Below are 16412 nucleotides of genomic sequence, written 5' to 3'. Positions count from 1 at the left end.
CGGCCATGCCGGCCTTTTTTCGTGGCCCGGCCCTGCCGTGCGAGAATGGGCATCCGACGCGCTTCAGCCGCCCCATGCTCACCGACACCACCAAAGACGCGATCCGCGCCGCCTATACGCGCCTGAAGGACGGCCTGCCGGGCTTCCGGGCGCGTGCGTCGCAGGGAAAGATGATTGCCGAGGTGGCCAAGGCGCTGGCGCAGGAGGGCGGCGCCGCAGTGATCGAAGCGCCCACCGGCACCGGCAAGTCCATGGCCTACCTCATCGCCGGCGTGGAAGTGGCGCGCGCGCAGAAGAAGAAGCTGCTGATCGCCACCGCGACGGTCGCGCTTCAGGAACAGCTGGTTCAGCGCGACATCCCGCTCTATCTCAGACTCAACGGCAGCGAGGCCAAGGTGGCTCTGGCCAAGGGCCGCGCCCGCTACTTGTGTCCGCGCAATCTGGCGATGGCCAGCAACAGCCTGAACGAGACGGCGCAGCTGGGTCTGGGCTTCGACGCCGACCTGGCGTTGTGGAGCAAGCCGCCACAGGAGCGCGACAAAAAAGCGCTGTCCAAGCTTGCCGGCCTGTTCGACCGCGGCGAGTGGGACGGCGACATCGATGCCGCCCCTGAGCCGATCAGCGATGTGCTTCGCCCGATGGTCACCACCAGCGCCGGTGGATGCACCGGTCGCAAGTGCGTGCATTTCATGCAATGCCCGTTCTTCGCTGCACGCCGCGCGGTGGGCGACGCCGAGATCATCGTGGCCAACCAGGACCTGGTGCTGGCCGACCTCACCATGCCGCGCGAGGAAGACGGTTTCGGCGGCGTGATCCTGCCCAAGCCGGATGAAACGCTCTACATCTTCGACGAAGGCCACCACGTGCCGTCGAAGGCGATCGACCGCGGCGCCGCCGAGGTCTACATGACCGCCGCCGTGCGCCAACTCAGCCGCCTGGGTCGCCAGATTCACGCGGCCTATTCGCTCACCGACAAGGAAGTGATCGGCAAGCTCAGCCTGGATGCGGGCGACCAGAAGTTGCAGGAGCTCAGCGACGCGCTGGAGGAGCTGGAGAAGGAGATTCGCCTCAGCTGGCTGCCCTCGCCCGACGACGATGAGCCGATGTACCGCGGCTCGCTGGGCCAGCTGCCGGAAGCCTGGGTGGAGCACGCACGCGCGCTCTACGTGTTCACCGGCGAGATCGAGCGCTGGGTCGGCGCGGTGCGCCGCGCCGTGCTGGAGATGACCGAGAGCGGGCCCACACACGAGGCGCTTTCGCGCGAGCTCGGCATGGCGCTCGAACGCATCGACCGCCAGGTGCGCACGTGGCGCGCATGGTCGGCGACGGATGGCGACAACACGCCGCCGCTGGCGCGCTGGGTCACCCTCAGCCCCGACCAGCAGCTGGTCTGCCGCGCCTCCGCCGTGTCCGCCGGCGGACTGCTGCGCAGCGTGCTGTGGGGCAACGCCAGCGCGGTGGTGATGACTTCGGCGACGCTCAGCGCGGGCGGCAACTTTCGCGGCTTCGCCGATGCGGTGGGCCTTCCCGACGAGGCGGTGACGCTGAGCCTGCCCTCGCCGTTCGACCTGGCGGCGCAGGCGCGGCTCGAAGTGCCGGCGATGCGCGCCCTGCCCGACGCGCGAGAAGAACACGTACAGGAAATCTGCGACTGGCTTTCCGAGCATCTCGACTGGGGAGCAGGCAACCTGGTGCTGTTCACCTCGCGCGCCAAGCTGGACCGCGTGCTGCAGAAGCTGCCGATCGAATACGTGCGCAAGGTGCGCGCGCAGGGCTCGCTCGGCAAGGCGCAGCTGGTGGCCGAACACATTGCCGACGTGGAAGCGGGCAAGGGAAGCACGCTGTTCGGTCTGGCCTCCTTCGGTGAAGGCCTGGATCTTCCCGGCAAGTTGTGCGAGACGGTGGTGATTACCCAGTTGCCGTTTGCCGTGCCCACCGATCCGGTCGGCGCCACTTACGCCGAGTGGCTTGAATCGCGCGGGCGCAATCCCTTCATCGAAGTCACCGTGCCGGAGGCGACCCGCCTGCTCACGCAGTATTGCGGCCGCCTGATCCGCACCGAGACCGATCGCGGCCGCATCGTGTTGCTGGATCGCCGCGTCGTGCTCAAGCGCTATGGCGAGCGCATGCTCAAGGCGCTGCCGCCATTTACCCGCGTCATCGAGAAGGTCGCATGAGTTTCCACGTCATTCGCGCCGCCGATGTATCGCCGCAGCCGTGGAAGAACGGCATGGGCGTTACGCGCGAGATCGCGCGCTTCCCTGCCCGCGCGGGCAGCGAGGACTTCTCGTGGCGGATCAGCGTGGCCGAGGTGAACAGCGCCTCGCCGTTCTCCACGTTTCCCGGCATCGACCGGCAGATCGTGCTGCTCGATGGCGAGGGCTTCCACATGACGCTGGACGGCTCAAGCACGCATGCATTGACCACGCCGTACGCGCCGTTCGCGTTTCCGGGCGAGGCGCAGGTCGAGGTCGCCATGGCCGGTGGCGCCACGCGCGACTTCAACCTGATGGTGCGGCGCGCGTGGGGAAGCGGCAGCGTGCGCGTCCTGCGCGAAAGCGGCAGCCACGTGCCCGATCCAGAGTGCGTGCTGGTGTACGTGGCGCGGGGAACTGTCACTACCATCGATGGCGACCTGGAGGCCGGCGACGCCTGGCTGCCAGATTGCAGTCCGTTCGAGATGGCCGAAGGAAGCGTGGTGCTGCTGGCGTTGGCGGCGGCTGGTTGATGTCAACGGTCTCCGTGATTCGTTGCGATCAGTAGCCGTATTTTCGCTCGGCATCCCAGCGAAAGCTGGGATCCAGTGCCTTGGGCTTGAGGCGTGCGTGAGTCGCTGGATCCCAGCTTTCGCTGGGATGACGAGCGAGAGCTTCCCGCTTCGGCACGCGCTTCACAAAATCAGGCCGCCCTCCGCTTATCATCACTCCCGTTCCACCAACCCTCAGGTGAGCCCATGGCTGTGCTGATCCTTGGTCTGGTGTTGTTCCTCGGCGTGCACTCGGTGCGCATCTTCGCCAACGACTGGCGAAGCCGCCAGCTGACGCGACTGGGTGAGAAGGGCTGGAAAGGCCTGTACTCCGTAACCTCGATCATCGGCTTCGTGCTGATCATCTGGGGTTTCGGCCTTGCCCGGCAGCATCCGGTGCTGCTCTATACGCCGCCACTGTGGCTGCGCCACGTCAACGGCCTGTTCACCCTGATCGCCTTCATCCTGGTGGTCGCGGCTTACGTCCCGGGCAACCACTTCAAGTCCCGCCTTGGCCATCCGATGCTGGCTGGCGTGAAGACCTGGGCGTTCGGCCATCTGCTAGCCACCGGCATGCTGCATGACGTGGTGTTGTTCGGCGCCTTCCTGCTGTGGGCGGGCATCGACTTTGTCAGCGCGCGGCGACGTGACCGTCTCGCCGGCGTCACCTACCCAGCCGGCTCGATCAGGGGCGATGTCATCGTGGTGATCGTGGCCGTGATCGCCTGGGCGGCGTTCGCCTTCTGGCTGCATGGGTGGCTGATCGGCGTGAAGCCGATGGGCTGAAATGCCCTGCGCCATGTCGCGTGATCGTCGCAACGCCTGAAATTGGCAGCACGGGTTTGCGGCTGGCCGTCATTATACAAAAGTCTGCTCCGACCACCGGTGAATGGCTGTCCGGCGGCGATGCAGAGCGGCGCCCTGCGCCTGCTAAGGTGCCTGCCGTCACCTAGGCCTGCCCCAGCGTGGCGGTCGAATGTCTTTCGCCTGCGGAGCGAACCACCGGTATGAGCGCGTTCCATTTCAACTATCAGAGCCGTCCGGCCGACGTCACCATGAAGCTGGACGACTGGCGGCGCATCGCGCGCCACGTCTTGCCCAAGTGGCGGCACAGCCTGCAGCTCGTGTTCTGCATCGTGATGTCCGCAGCGCTGGCCGTGGTGCCGGGGCTGATGATGCGCGACGTGTTCGACCAGGCGATTCCGCAACACAGCCTGCCGCTGCTGTTTGCGCTGGTCGGGGGGATGGTCGGCGCATCGCTGGCCGGCAACCTGCTCGGGGTGTGGCAAAGCCAGATCGCCACGCGGCTGGGCCAGTCGGTGATTTTCGATATCCGCAGCCAGATGTATGCGCGGCTGCAGCAGCAGTCCCTGCGCTTCTACACCCACACGCGCTCCGCCGAGGCGCTGTCGCGGCTGCAGAACGACAGCAGCAGCATCCAGGGCGTGGTCAGCAATACGCTGGTGAACCTCGTCAGCAACTCGCTGACCGTGCTTGCGATCGCCTTGGTGATCCTGAAGCTGGATTGGCGCCTGGCCCTGGTTGCGCTGGGCATCCTTCCGATCTTCATCCTGCCCACGCGCAAGGTCGGCCAGGCGCGTGGCCGCATTGCCGGGCGCACGCAGGAACAGATCGCCGAATTCAATTCCTATGTGCAGGAACGTCTGTCGATCGGTGGCTTCCTGCTCATGCGCCTGTTCGGCACGCGTGAGGTAGAGCAGCAACGCTTCGAGCAAAAGGCGGGCGATATCCGTGACTCGGTGATCCAGCAGAACATGCTCGGGCGATGGTTCCTGATGTTCATCACCTCGTTCGCCAGCATCGGCCCCGCGCTGATCTACCTGGTGGGCGGCTGGCAAGCCATCGCCGGCGCGATCAGCACCGGCACCATCGTGGCCTTCGTCACCTATCTGGGACGGCTCTACGCGCCCGCCTCTGCGCTGGTCAACGCGCAGGTGGAACTGATCAGCGCCACGGCGCTGTTCCGGCGCATCTTCGAATATCTCGACCTGCCGATCGAACTGCCCGATGCACAGCCAGCAGTCGCCATCACCCATCCACGCGGCGAGCTGCGCTTCGAACATGTCTCGCTCGCGTATGACGCGGGCGGGCGGAAAGTGCTCGACGACATCTCCTTCGAGCTGCCGCCCGGCAAGATGGTGGCGCTGGTGGGTCCCAGCGGCGCCGGCAAGACCAGCACGACCTATCTCGCCACGCGCTTGTACGACCCCAGCGCCGGCTCGGTGACGCTCGATGGCGTCGACCTGCGCTCGATCGACTTCGCCACGCTGGCCCGGCTTACCGCCAGCGTCACCCAGGAGGCGATCTTCTTCAACGCCACCGTCAAGGACAGCCTGCTGTACGCCAAGCCGGACGCCACCGATGCGGAGCTTGAAAGGGCCTGCCGGCTGGCCCAGGTCCACGAGGTGATCGCGGCGATGCCGCAGGGCCTGATGACGGTGATCGGCGAGAAGGGCTACAAGCTCTCCGGGGGCGAACGGCAGCGCCTGGCGCTGGCGCGTATCGCGCTGCGCGATCCGAAGCTCGTGATACTGGACGAGGCCACCTCCTCGCTCGACTCGCAGTCGGAATCGCTGATCAACGAGGCGCTGGAAACACTGCTGGCGGGCCGGAGCAGCCTGGTCATCGCGCACCGCCTCAGCACCATCGTCCGCGCGGACCTGATCCTGGTGATGGACCAGGGCCGCATCGTGGATCGCGGCACGCACGCCGAGTTGTTGTCGCGCGGCGGGCTGTACGCCGAGCTGTGCCGCAAGCAGTTCCTGGGCCATACGTCATAGGCGCGGCGCGATCCAGTTGAGCTAGAGTGGCGCCGTTATCGGCATGAGGATCGGGCCATGGTCGCCTTCCTGCTGTGGTTGTTGCTGCTGGTGTTCTGCTGGCCGCTCGCGCTGCTGGCGTTGGTGCTCTATCCCATCGTGTGGCTGCTGGTATTGCCGTTTCGCCTGGTCGGCGTCACGGTGAGCGCGGTGTTCGCCTTGCTTGGCGCGATGCTGATGCTGCCCGCCCGCGTGCTGCGCGGGCGTCCGGTCCAGCGCCCGGTTTAAGTGGACAAGCCCAACGCCCCCTCCTGCGAGCGCAATCGCGATCCCATCCTCGAGGTATTGCGCGCGCGCTACGCCGACCGGCGGCGCGTGCTGGAGATCGGCAGCGGGACCGGGCAGCACGCCGTGCATTTCGCCGCGGCCTTGCCGCAACTGAGCTGGCAGTGCTCGGATCAGGCGGAGAACCTGGCGGGCATCCGGCAGTGGCTCGACGAGGCACGGTTGCCCAATACACCGCCGCCGATCGAACTCGACGTTGCGGGCACTTGGCCCGCGGAAGACTATGACGCGGTGTTCAGCGCCAACACGCTGCACATCATGGCGTGGCCCGAGGTGGAGCAACTGTTCGAGCATCTGGCCGGCGTCACCACGGCAGATGCCGTGCTGGTCATCTACGGCCCGTTCAACTACGGCGGCCGTTACACCAGCGACAGCAACGCCGCGTTCGACCAGTGGCTGCAGGCGCGCGGCGCGCATATGCGCATCCGCGATGCCGAAGCGGTCGATGCGCTGGCGGAAGTGGCCGGTTTCGACCTGGTCGACGACATCGCCATGCCGGCCAACAACCGTTCCCGGGTCTGGCGGCGCACCCGCTGATCGGCCACCCGTCCGATTGGCTTTTTGACGACATTGGCGTCAGGATGCGCGGCATGGGGCGCCCCAGGCTGCGCCCAAAACGGACCATGCGACCCTACGTGCAAGCCATCGATACGCTCACGCCCTGCCCTTGCGGCAATGAGACGGGCTACGCCCGTTGCTGCGGACCTCTGCATGAGGGCGGCGTCGCGGAGACGGCTGAGCAACTGATGCGTTCGCGTTACAGCGCCTATGTGCTCAAGCGGGAGGACTACCTGCTTGCCACCTGGCATGGCAGCACGCGTCCGGCCCATCTCAAGCTCGGCGCCCAGCAGCCTGCGCCCACCTGGCTGGGCCTCACGGTCAAACGCCACGAAAGCGCCGACGACCATGCCACGGTGGAGTTCGTGGCGCGCCTGCGCTACGGCGGCGGCAAGGCCCAGCGCATGCATGAGATCAGTCGCTTCGTGCGCGAGAACGGGCGCTGGTTCTACGTGGACGGCGAATTTCCCGGCGAATGACGCTCCGCTAGCGGCGCGCCTAGCTCGAAGCGAACGGAATAGCCGTCTCGCCGTCTTCGCGACCGAACGGACCAAAGCGCCGCTCCACCACCACGCCGCGCCCATCGTGGTTGATCGCCACCACCGTGCTGGCGCGGGTGCCGTAGTGCTCACCACGGATGAAGGCCGACGAGAGCAGGCGCTCGCGCTCGAGCCCCACGCCGGTATCGGGCAACTCCTCGTCGGGATAGCCACGTGGATCGGCCAGCGCGGCGAACAACGGGGCGAACTCGTCGTCGCGGCCGGCGTCGAGCCAGGCTTCCAGCGCCTGCATCAAGGCGCGCGTCTTGGGCCAGGGCGTGTTGAAGTCCGCGTTGGACAGGCCATGCACGCCCGGCGTCACCGCCTGCGCGCGTGGTTCCGGTCGGTTGCCCAGGTAATAGGCGTTGCGTGCGTCGAAGGTGAGCAGGTTGAACGGGCGATAGTCGGCGGCGGTAGCCAGTAACGCCTGCGCATGTGCATTGGCGTCCGCGGCGCCGGCGAGGTAGTCCAGCGCCAGCAGGCCGCGCGAGCGACCATGCTGCGGATCGCGCGGATCACGCACGTTGGTGACCACACTGCAGCGTCCGTCATCGGTGACGCCGAGCCAGGTGCCCCCCGCTTCGAGATCCTTGCCCGCCACCATGGTTGGTTGCTCCCAGCGCATCAACGGCAGGCTGGGGCGTGCATGGAACTCATCGCGGTTGCCGATCAGCACCAGCCGCCAGCGCGGATGGGTGTTCCAGGCGAAGGCAATCACACACATGAGGCACCCCCTGCAGTCAGGCCGCACATCGGATCAGGCACTTCGGGTCGCGGGCAACGGCGCACAGTATGCACCTGCCCGCGTGGTTCGCCCCGATCAGGCCTGCGCGCGCCGGCGCACTGCATCAGCCCAGCGTGCGGCCACCTTGGGTGAGGTCATGCACACGGCCTCGTCGGTGCGGGTGGTGACGGCCCGCTCCAGCAGCTGGATGTCGGCCTCGTGCTGGCGAGCCACGTGCGGATCCTCGAAGAAGATCGCGCGTTGGCAACGCCGCTCCAGCACCAGGTCGGCGATCTGCGCGTCGCCGCCCATCGGGCCGCTCTGGAAGCGCTCTACCCAGGGCTGGTCCTTCGGCCAGCCGCGACTCCACGCCAGCTCGTTGAGGCGTTGTCCGGTGGTGCCGGTGCCCACGCGATGGGCGAAGCGCGACAGCACGTCGAAGTGCTCGGCGGCGTAGGCCAGCATCTGCGGCTTCATGGCGTCATGGGCGATGAGCGCGACAGTCTGCGTCTCCAGCGCGTGGAATTCGTTGGCGCCCGGATCGGGGCGTAGCCCTGCGTGGATGCGCTCCAGCTCGATCCAGTCGCGGGCCGTGGCGACCGTGGAGATAAAGGGCTTGCCGTGGATCACGCACTGGCGCTTCAGCGCCACCGCCTCGGGGAAGATCGACGAAGGATCGACCGGATCGATCAGGTAGATCGCGCCATCCAGCGTGCGTTCGTCGCCCAGACCAACCACTTCGGCCACCAGCTTCATCAGGCCGCCCTCGCGGCCGTAGGGATAGCGACGCAGCGGCGCGTAGCCTTCCAGATGTCCCGAGCGAAGGATCGCATCATAGGTGCGGCCCACCGCGTGCAGGCCCAGCCCGAGTTCGCGAATGCCCGCTTCGCTGGCGCGCAGCCAGCGGAACAGCGCGGCGTCGGCGTGCGCGTGATGCAACTGGTTGGCGGCGAGGCCAAGACGCATGAGGTATTACTCCTTGGTAAACAGATGGTCGCCGCCGCCCTCGGGCAACAGCAGTACGAGCTTGCAGTCTGCATGGCCGGCCGGCAACAGCGTCACCTGCGTATAGGTGAGCGACCCCAGACTGGGGTGGGAAAACCGGCGGCGACCGCCCTCCCGCGCCAGCACGGCTTGAGCCTCCCAGTGTCGCGCAAACTCGGGGCTCTCACGCCGCAGGCACGCCACTTTGTCCCGCAGAACGACGTCCTCGGGATAGAGCGCGGTATCGGCGCGGAATTCCGCGACCAGACGCTGCGCCCGCTCGTCCCAATCACTGATCAACGAACGCGCTGCCGGGTGCAGGAAAACGAAGCGCAGCAGGCAGGTGTCATCTTCGTCGCGCCACGCTTCGAACAACGTCGCGGCCAGGCCATTCCATGCGCGCCGACACCACCAGCGATCGAGCAGATAGGCCGGCATTGGCATCGCCGCGACCGCACTCAAAAGCTCCGGCGCCAGCTCAGGCATCGCGATCGCTGCCGGTGGCGCAGGATCGCGCCGGCGCGCCAGTTCGAACAGGTAGGCGCGCTCGGCCGCGGTCAGCGCCAGCGCTTCGGCCAACCGGGCAAGCGCGGCGGCTGAAAGCGCCACCTCGCGTCCCTGCTCCATCCAGGTGTACCAGGTGGTGCTGATGCCTGCGCGTTGCGCCACTTCCTCGCGGCGCAAGCCAGGAGTGCGCCGCCGCCCCAGGCCCTCGCCTCGCGCTGCATCCGCAGACACCGCTTCACGACGGCTGCGCAGGAACTGCGCCAGCAGCCGCCTTGCGTCGTCGATGGACTCGAGGGTGGTAGCGCTCATACCGGGATAAGCACCCAACTTACTCGACGCCAGCGCGCCCCGGACAATCGCCGCGCCAACCCATGGGAGATCCCGACATGTCCAGCCATTCCCAGGCCTTCGCGGCCGAGCATTACCAGCCACGCGCGCAGGATTACCTGAGCAGCGAAGTGCATCGCCAGGGCGCCGATCTCGATCAGATCGAGGCGGAATTGGTTGCGCGGCGCGATGCGCGCGTGCTGGATCTGGGCTGTGGCGGCGGGCACGTCAGCTACCGCGCTGCGCCGCTGGTGCGCGAGGTCGTGGCCTGTGATGTAACGGCCAGCATGCTGGACATCGTGCGTGGCGCCGCCGTCGAACGAGGGCTGCACAATGTGGTGACGGCGCAGGCTCCCGCCGAATGCCTGCCGTTCGACGACGCGACCTTCGACGTAGTGGTGGCCCGCTACACCACGCATCACTGGCGCGACCGCGACGCCGGCCTGCGCGAGGCGCGCCGCGTGCTCAAGCCCGGTGGCCTGGCGATCTTCATCGACGTGGTGGCTCCGGAGCAGGCTCTGCTGGACAGTTGGCTGCAAACGCTGGAGCTCCTGCGCGACATCTCGCATGTACGCAATTACCGCGTAAGCGAATGGGTGGCCGCGTTGGCTGCCGCCGGCTTCTCCATCGATAGCCTCGCGCCAAGACTTCTGCCGATGCGCTTTGCGGATTGGGTGGCGCGGACGCACACACCCGAAGCGCAGGTGGCGGCGATACGTGCGCTCCAGATCGCCGCGCCCGCCGAAGTGAAGGAGCATTTCGCCATGGCCGAGGACGGCAGCTTCACGCTGGGGACCGTCACCCTCATCGCACACTGAGCCGAAGTCGGCGGCGAAGGAGGGATCCCGCGTGGGATCCCTCAGTTCGCCCTTCGACCTTTCCGCATCAGGCATGCGCCAGTGCGGGTGCGTCGGCGGTCGCCAGCATCTGCACGATCGACGCGGCGGCTTCACGTCCGTCGTACACCGCACGCACCACCAGGTCGGCGCCGCGCACATTGTCGCCACCGGCGAAGATCTGCGCGTGGCTGGTCTGATGCGGCAGCGAACCGCTGGCGCCGGTGATGACGCGCCCGGTCCGGTCCAGCGCCACGCCATGCGAGCGCAGCCAATCCGGCGGGCTGGGCAGGAAGCCGAAGGCCTGGATCACGACGTCGGCATCGATCACGTACTCGGTGCCAGCCACGTTCTGCGGGCGCTGCCGGCCGGAGCCGTCGGCAACCAGCGCGGTTTCCACCACGCGCACCCCGCGCACGTTGCCGCGCGCGCCGCCGAGGATTTCCAGCGGCTGCCGCTGGAACAGGAAGTTGACGCCTTCCTCGCGGGCATAGTTCACCTCGCGCGCCGAGCCGGGCATGTTGGCCTCGTCGCGGCGGTACACGCAGGTGACGCTGGCCGCGCCGAGGCGGATCGCCGTGCGGTTGCAGTCCATGCCGGTGTCGCCGCCGCCCAGCACCACCACGTGCTTGCCGCGGAAGTCGAACGCCGGCGGCGGCGCCTCGTCGCGCAACAGGCGATCGGTGTTGGCGATCAGGAACGGCAGCGCGTCGTGCACGCCGTGCAGGTCGCGGCCCGGCAGCTGCGCATCCACATAGGTGTACGCGCCGGTGCCGACGAACACGGCGTCGTACTCATCCAGCAGTTGGCCGAATTCGATGTCGCGGCCCACCTCACGGTTGAGCAGGAAACGCACGCCCATGCCTTCGAGCACCTCGCGGCGCGTGCGCACGATGCCCTTGTCCAGCTTGAACGGCGGGATGCCGAAGGTGAGCAGGCCGCCGATCTCGCTCTGGCGGTCGTACACGTCCGCGGCGATGCCGGCGCGGCGCAGACGGTCGGCGCAGGCCAGGCCTGCCGGACCGGCGCCGATGATGGCTACCCGCCGACCGGTCTCGCGAACCGCCGACAAATCTGGACGCCAACCCATGCGGAAGGCTTCGTCGGTGGCCCAACGCTCGATGCTGCCAATGGTCACGGAGCCGAACTTGGTCTGTTCGAGCGTGCAGGCGCCTTCGCACAGGCGGTCCTGCGGGCAGACGCGACCGCAGATTTCCGGCAGCGGATTGGTTTCGTGCATCAGCGTGGCCGCCTCGATCAGGCGGCCTTCCTCCACCAGCTTCAGCCAGTTCGGGATGTAGTTGTGCACCGGACAGGCGTGCTCACAATACGGGTTGCCGCAATCGAGACAGCGCTCCGCCTGCGCGCCGGCCTGGCTGTTGCTGAAGTCGCCGGCAATCTCGCCATAGCCCAGCACGCGGATCGACACGGGCACGATGCGCGGCGTCTGGCGCGGCAGGTTGAGGAACTGGAAATCCTTCTTGCTCATGCCGCGCTCCTCAACTCTTCCGCCAGGGCGGCCAGGCTCGCCGCCTTCGGCTTCACCAGCCAGAATTTGTATTGCAGGCCGCGGAAGTCGGCCAGGATGCGCCGGCCCCAGTCGCTGCCGGTGAGCTTCACGTGGCGCTCCACCAGGCCGCGCAGGTGCTGCATGTAATGCTCCATGCCTTCGGGCGAAATGCGCACGATGTCGACCAGCTCGTGGTTGTAGCAGTCCACGAAGGTGCGCTCGATGTCGAGCACATAGGCGAAGCCGCCGGTCATGCCCGCGCCGAAGTTGAGGCCGACCTTGCCCAGCACGGCGACCACGCCGCCGGTCATGTATTCGCAGCAGTGGTCGCCTGCGCCTTCCACCACCGCCAGCGCGCCGGAGTTGCGCACCGCGAAGCGTTCGCCCGCGCGACCCGCCGCAAACAGCTCACCGTCGGTGGCGCCGTACAGGCAGGTGTTGCCGATGATCGAGGCATCCTGCGTGGCGAACGGCGAGTCCGCTGGCGGACGCACCACGATGCGACCACCGGCCATGCCCTTGCCGACGCCATCGTTGGCTTCGCCCACCAGGTCGATGTGCACGCCGCCCGCGTTCCACGCGCCCAGGCTCTGCCCGGCCGCGCCGCGCAGCTTGAGCGTCACCGGATGCTGGTCCATGCCGTGGTCGCCCCACAGGCGAGCGACCGCGCCGGACAGGCGGGCGCCGATCGCGCGATCGGTGTTGGCGATGTCGAACTCGAATTCGCCGCCCGTGCGCTGCGCCACCACTTCGCGCGTGGCCTCGTCGATGCGCGTGGCCAGCGCGGCCTCGTCACGCATCGGATTGCGCGGCAGCGTGCAGGCGAAGTCGACATTGGCGGCCAGCGCCGAGGTGCCGAGCAGGGGCCGCAGATCCAGCTTGTGCTGCACCGGCGTGGTGCCATCGACCTGCTCCAGCAGATCGGCGCGACCAATCAGTTCATCCAGGCTGCGCGCGCCCAGGCGCGCCAGATGCTCACGCACATCCTCGGCGATGAAACGGAAATAGTGCATCACCATTTCCGGCAGCCCGATGAAGTGCTCCTTGCGCAGCACCGCATGCTGGGTGGCCACGCCAGTGGCGCAGTTGTTGAGATGGCAGATGCGCAGATACTTGCAGCCCAGCGCCACCATCGGGCCGGTGCCGAAGCCGAAGCTCTCGGCGCCAAGCAGCGCGGCCTTGATCACGTCGAGGCCGGTCTTGAGGCCGCCGTCGGTCTGCAGGCGCACGCGTCCGCGCAGGTCGTTGCGACGCAGCGTCTGCTGCGCCTCGGCCAGGCCCAGTTCCCATGGCGTGCCGGCGTACTTGATCGAGGACAGCGGGCTCGCGCCGGTGCCGCCATCGTGGCCACTGATGGTGATCAGGTCGGCGCCCGCCTTGACCACGCCTGCGGCGACCGTGCCGACACCCGCATGGCTGACCAGCTTCACCGAGATCAGCGCATCGGGATTGACCTCCTTGAGGTCGTGGATCAGCTCGGCCAGATCCTCGATGGAGTAGATGTCGTGGTGCGGCGGCGGCGAGATCAGGCCGATGCCCGGCTTGGCGTAGCGCAGGCGGGCGATGGTGGCGTCCACCTTGTGGCCCGGCAGCTGGCCGCCTTCGCCGGGCTTGGCGCCCTGCGCAATCTTGATCTGCAGCACCTCGGCGTTCACCAGGTACTGCGGCGTGACGCCAAAGCGGCCGGAGGCGACCTGCTTGATCTTGGAGGTCTTCTCGGTGCCGTAGCGCGCCGGATCCTCACCGCCCTCGCCGGAGTTGCTGCGTGCACCCAGCCGGTTCATGGCGATGGCGAGCGACTCATGCGCCTCGGGCGACAGCGCGCCAAGCGACATGCCGGCCGAGTCGAAGCGACGCAGGATGGTCTCGACGGACTCGACCTCGTCCAGCGGAATCGATTCGCCCAGCGGCCGCGGCGACAGCAGGTCGCGCAGGGCCGACGGCGGACGATGGTCGACGAAGTTCGCGTATTCGCGATAGTCGTCGACGTTGCCCGTGCGCACCGACTTCTGCAGGCTGGCGATCACGTCCGGGTTGTACATGTGGTACTCGCCGCCGTACACGAACTTGTACAGGCCGCCCGCACGCAACGGCAGCGCGTCGCTCCACGCTTCCGCCGCCAGCAGCTGCTGGTCCTGTTCCAGATCGGCGAACGTGGCGCCACCGATGCGCGACGGCGTGCCGGGGAAGCACAGCTCCACCACGTCTGACGACAGGCCCACGATCTCGAACAGCTGCGCGCCGCGATAGCCGGCCACGGTGGAGATGCCCATCTTCGACAGGATCTTCATCAGGCCCTTGCGGATGCCGCGGCGATAACTGCGGCCCACCTCGAAGCGGTCGTTGGCGATATGGCCTTCGCGGCCCAGCTCGAACAGGCTCTGGTAGGCCAGCCACGGGTAGATCGCGGTGGCGCCAAAGCCGAGCAGACAGGCGAACTGATGCGGGTCGCGCGGCGTGGCGGTCTCGACCACGATATTGCACTGGCAACGCAGCGCCTTGTCGATCAGGTGCGCATGCACCGCGCCCACCGCCAGCAGCGAGTGGATCGGCAGCAAGCCCTGCTCCGGATAGCGGTCGCTGAGGAAAACCAGCTGGCAACCGCCGCGCACGGCCTGCTCCACGTCGTCGCAAAGCTGGCGGATCGCTGCCTCGAGTCCTTGCTCCGGCTCGTACATCAGGTCGAAGCGCGGCGTGCCCACGAACTGCGGCAGGGCCAGCAACTGGCGTAGCTTGCGCTGCGACAGGACCGGCGAATTGATCAGGATCTGCTTGGCGTTTTCCGGCGCCAGGTCGAACACATTGCTTTCCGGTCCGATCTGCGTGACCAGCGACATCACCAGCTTCTCGCGAAGCGGGTCGATCGGCGGATTGGTGACCTGGGCAAAACCCTGGCGGAAGCGATCGAACAGCGGGCGCACCTGGCGCGACATCGCCGCGATCGGGGTGTCGTCACCCATCGAACCGGTGGCTTCCTGCTCCAGTTCCACCATCGCCTTGAGCACGGTCTCGCGCTCTTCGCGCGACAGGCCGTAGAGCTTCTGATAGCGGCGCAGTTGCTCCTGCGGCAGCGGCTCGGCCGCCAGCGAGGGGTCGATCAGGTCCGACTCCAGGTAGCTCACGCCATCGCGCAACCAGTCGCGGAACGGCGCGCGCTTGCGGTTGATGTCGTCGATGTCGGCGTCGCGCAGCAGGCGGTGTTCCTTCAGGTCCACCGCGATCATCTCGCCCGGCGCGAGGCGGCCCTTGGCCACCACCTTCGAGGACGGCACGTCCCACAGGCCGGCTTCGGAAGCGACGATCAGATGGTTGTCCGCCGACAGCGCCCAGCGCGCCGGACGCAGGCCGTTGCGATCCAGCGTGCACGCGGCGTAATGGCCATCGCACATCACCAGGCCGGCGGGGCCGTCCCACGGCTCGCTGTGCAGCGCGTAGTACTCGTAGAACGCGGCAAGATCCTCGTCGATGCCTTCACGCGCGGCGAATGCCGGCGGCACCAGCACGCGCATGGCGGTGATCAGATCCAGGCCACCGGCCAGCAGCACTTCCAGCGCGTTGTCCAGGCTTTCGGAATCCGAGCCGGTCTGGCTGACCAGCGGACCAATGTCGGAGAAGTCCACCAGCGGCGACGACAGGATGGACTCGCGCGACTGCATCCAGCGACGGTTCGCGCGGATCGTGTTGATCTCGCCGTTGTGGGCGAGCAGGCGGAACGGCTGCGCCAGGCGCCACTGCGGCGTGGTGTTGGTGGAATAGCGCTGGTGGAACACGATCGCGTCGGCGGCGAGCGCCGGATGCGCCAGGTCGGCGAAGACTTCGCGCAGGCGGCCCGGCGCGGCCATCGCCTTGTAGCCAACCACCTGGGCCGACAGCGTCACCACATAGAAGTGTTGGTCGTTCGCCAGCGCCGTCTCGGCGCGGCGGCGTGCACGGAACAGGGCGCGCTCGAAGCGCGCGTCATCCATGCTCTCGGCCGGTTCGACGAAGACCTGGCGCACGTGTGGCATGGCCGCCGCCGCGAGCGGACCGCAGGCTTCGGCATTGACGGCAACCTCGCGCCAACCGGCCACACGCAGGCCTTCCTCACGCACGAACGCTTCGAGCGTAGCTGCGGCGGCATCGCCGCCTGCGGGATCGAGAAACACCACGCCGGCGGCAAACTGCTCGCCCAATGCGATACCTGACTCATCGGCAAGCGCTTTCAACCAGCCCAGCGGACGATGGAACAGCACGCCGCAGCCATCGCCGCTCACGCCGTCGGCATTGACGCCACCGCGGTGGGAAAGTTTGGCCAACGCGTCGAAGCCTGTATTGACCACCCATGCACTGGCATGCCCGTCGATGTTCGCGACCAGGCCAAAGCCACAGCTGTCGTGCTCAAACGCAGCGTCGTAAAGCGTCGCTGGTACTGCCTGCGCCATCTCGACTCCCGGCTAATCGATGGGGACGCGTCGTCCCAGCAGGGCCGCAGGCACTGCTGTCACGCATCCGAGTGTGTGGCTTCGAATAAAACACAATTGGTGCGTCGCGTCAAAGACATCTTTACGGCTAAATGA

General features: G+C 67.3%; 13 protein-coding genes. 8 read left to right on the top strand and 5 right to left on the bottom strand.

Annotated features, from left to right (window positions below; translation table 11 throughout):
* Window positions 1-74 precede the first annotated feature (74 nt).
* From dinG to DVT68_RS17975, 7 genes are all read left to right on the top strand, one after another.
* Window positions 75-2177, top strand: coding sequence for an ATP-dependent DNA helicase DinG (gene dinG, locus DVT68_RS18005; protein WP_114826642.1), 2103 nt, complete (start codon window positions 75-77; stop codon window positions 2175-2177).
* Window positions 2174-2728: a HutD/Ves family protein gene (locus DVT68_RS18000; RefSeq protein WP_114826582.1), complete on the top strand. Its 555-nt coding sequence runs from the start codon at window positions 2174-2176 to the stop codon at window positions 2726-2728. The genes dinG and DVT68_RS18000 overlap by 4 nt, the downstream gene beginning before the upstream one ends.
* A gap of 225 nt (window positions 2729-2953) precedes the next feature.
* Entirely contained in the window at window positions 2954-3532 is a 579-nt protein-coding gene (locus tag DVT68_RS17995; protein ID WP_114826581.1) for an NnrU family protein, read from the top strand.
* Window positions 3533-3753: 221 nt separating this feature from the next.
* The gene (locus tag DVT68_RS17990) at window positions 3754-5547 is read left to right on the top strand and encodes an ABC transporter ATP-binding protein (protein WP_114826580.1); all 1794 of its coding nucleotides are present in this window, start codon (window positions 3754-3756) and stop codon (window positions 5545-5547) included.
* Between the two features lie 57 nt (window positions 5548-5604).
* The gene (locus DVT68_RS17985; protein WP_114826579.1) at window positions 5605-5814 is read left to right on the top strand and encodes a hypothetical protein; all 210 of its coding nucleotides are present in this window, start codon (window positions 5605-5607) and stop codon (window positions 5812-5814) included.
* Window positions 5815-6408, top strand: coding sequence for a DUF938 domain-containing protein (locus tag DVT68_RS17980; protein ID WP_114826578.1), 594 nt, complete (start codon window positions 5815-5817; stop codon window positions 6406-6408).
* Window positions 6409-6494: 86 nt separating this feature from the next.
* Window positions 6495-6908 carry a YchJ family protein gene (locus DVT68_RS17975; protein ID WP_199536136.1) on the top strand — a complete coding sequence of 138 codons (414 nt, stop codon included), beginning with the start codon at window positions 6495-6497 and terminating at the stop codon, window positions 6906-6908.
* A 19-nt stretch (window positions 6909-6927) separates the two neighbouring features.
* On the opposite strand, the gene DVT68_RS17970 is transcribed toward DVT68_RS17975, so the two are convergent.
* The 3 genes from DVT68_RS17970 to DVT68_RS17960 form a co-directional block, all read right to left on the bottom strand.
* Window positions 6928-7692 (bottom strand): NRDE family protein, encoded by a 765-nt coding sequence (locus tag DVT68_RS17970; RefSeq protein ID WP_114826577.1) that lies wholly within the window; start codon window positions 7690-7692, stop codon window positions 6928-6930.
* 96 nt (window positions 7693-7788) lie between these two features.
* Window positions 7789-8658 (bottom strand): methylglyoxal synthase, encoded by an 870-nt coding sequence (locus DVT68_RS17965; protein ID WP_114826576.1) that lies wholly within the window; start codon window positions 8656-8658, stop codon window positions 7789-7791.
* A 6-nt stretch (window positions 8659-8664) separates the two neighbouring features.
* Window positions 8665-9492, bottom strand: coding sequence for a helix-turn-helix transcriptional regulator (locus DVT68_RS17960; RefSeq protein WP_114826575.1), 828 nt, complete (start codon window positions 9490-9492; stop codon window positions 8665-8667).
* Window positions 9493-9569: 77 nt separating this feature from the next.
* Between DVT68_RS17960 and DVT68_RS17955 the strand changes: the two genes are divergently transcribed.
* Entirely contained in the window at window positions 9570-10328 is a 759-nt protein-coding gene (locus DVT68_RS17955) for a class I SAM-dependent methyltransferase (RefSeq protein ID WP_199536135.1), read from the top strand.
* Between the two features lie 67 nt (window positions 10329-10395).
* Here DVT68_RS17955 and DVT68_RS17950 read toward each other — a convergent pair whose 3' ends face one another.
* Window positions 10396-11835 carry an FAD-dependent oxidoreductase gene (locus DVT68_RS17950; protein ID WP_114826573.1) on the bottom strand — a complete coding sequence of 480 codons (1440 nt, stop codon included), beginning with the start codon at window positions 11833-11835 and terminating at the stop codon, window positions 10396-10398.
* Window positions 11832-16277, bottom strand: a complete 4446-nt coding sequence (gene gltB / locus DVT68_RS17945) for a glutamate synthase large subunit (protein ID WP_114826572.1) — start codon at window positions 16275-16277, stop codon at window positions 11832-11834. The genes DVT68_RS17950 and gltB overlap by 4 nt, the downstream gene beginning before the upstream one ends.
* Window positions 16278-16412 lie beyond the last annotated feature (135 nt).

The organism is Dyella solisilvae (assembly GCF_003351225.1).
Lineage (GTDB): Bacteria > Pseudomonadota > Gammaproteobacteria > Xanthomonadales > Rhodanobacteraceae > Dyella > Dyella solisilvae.
This window is presented reverse-complemented; position numbering and strand designations above follow the sequence as displayed.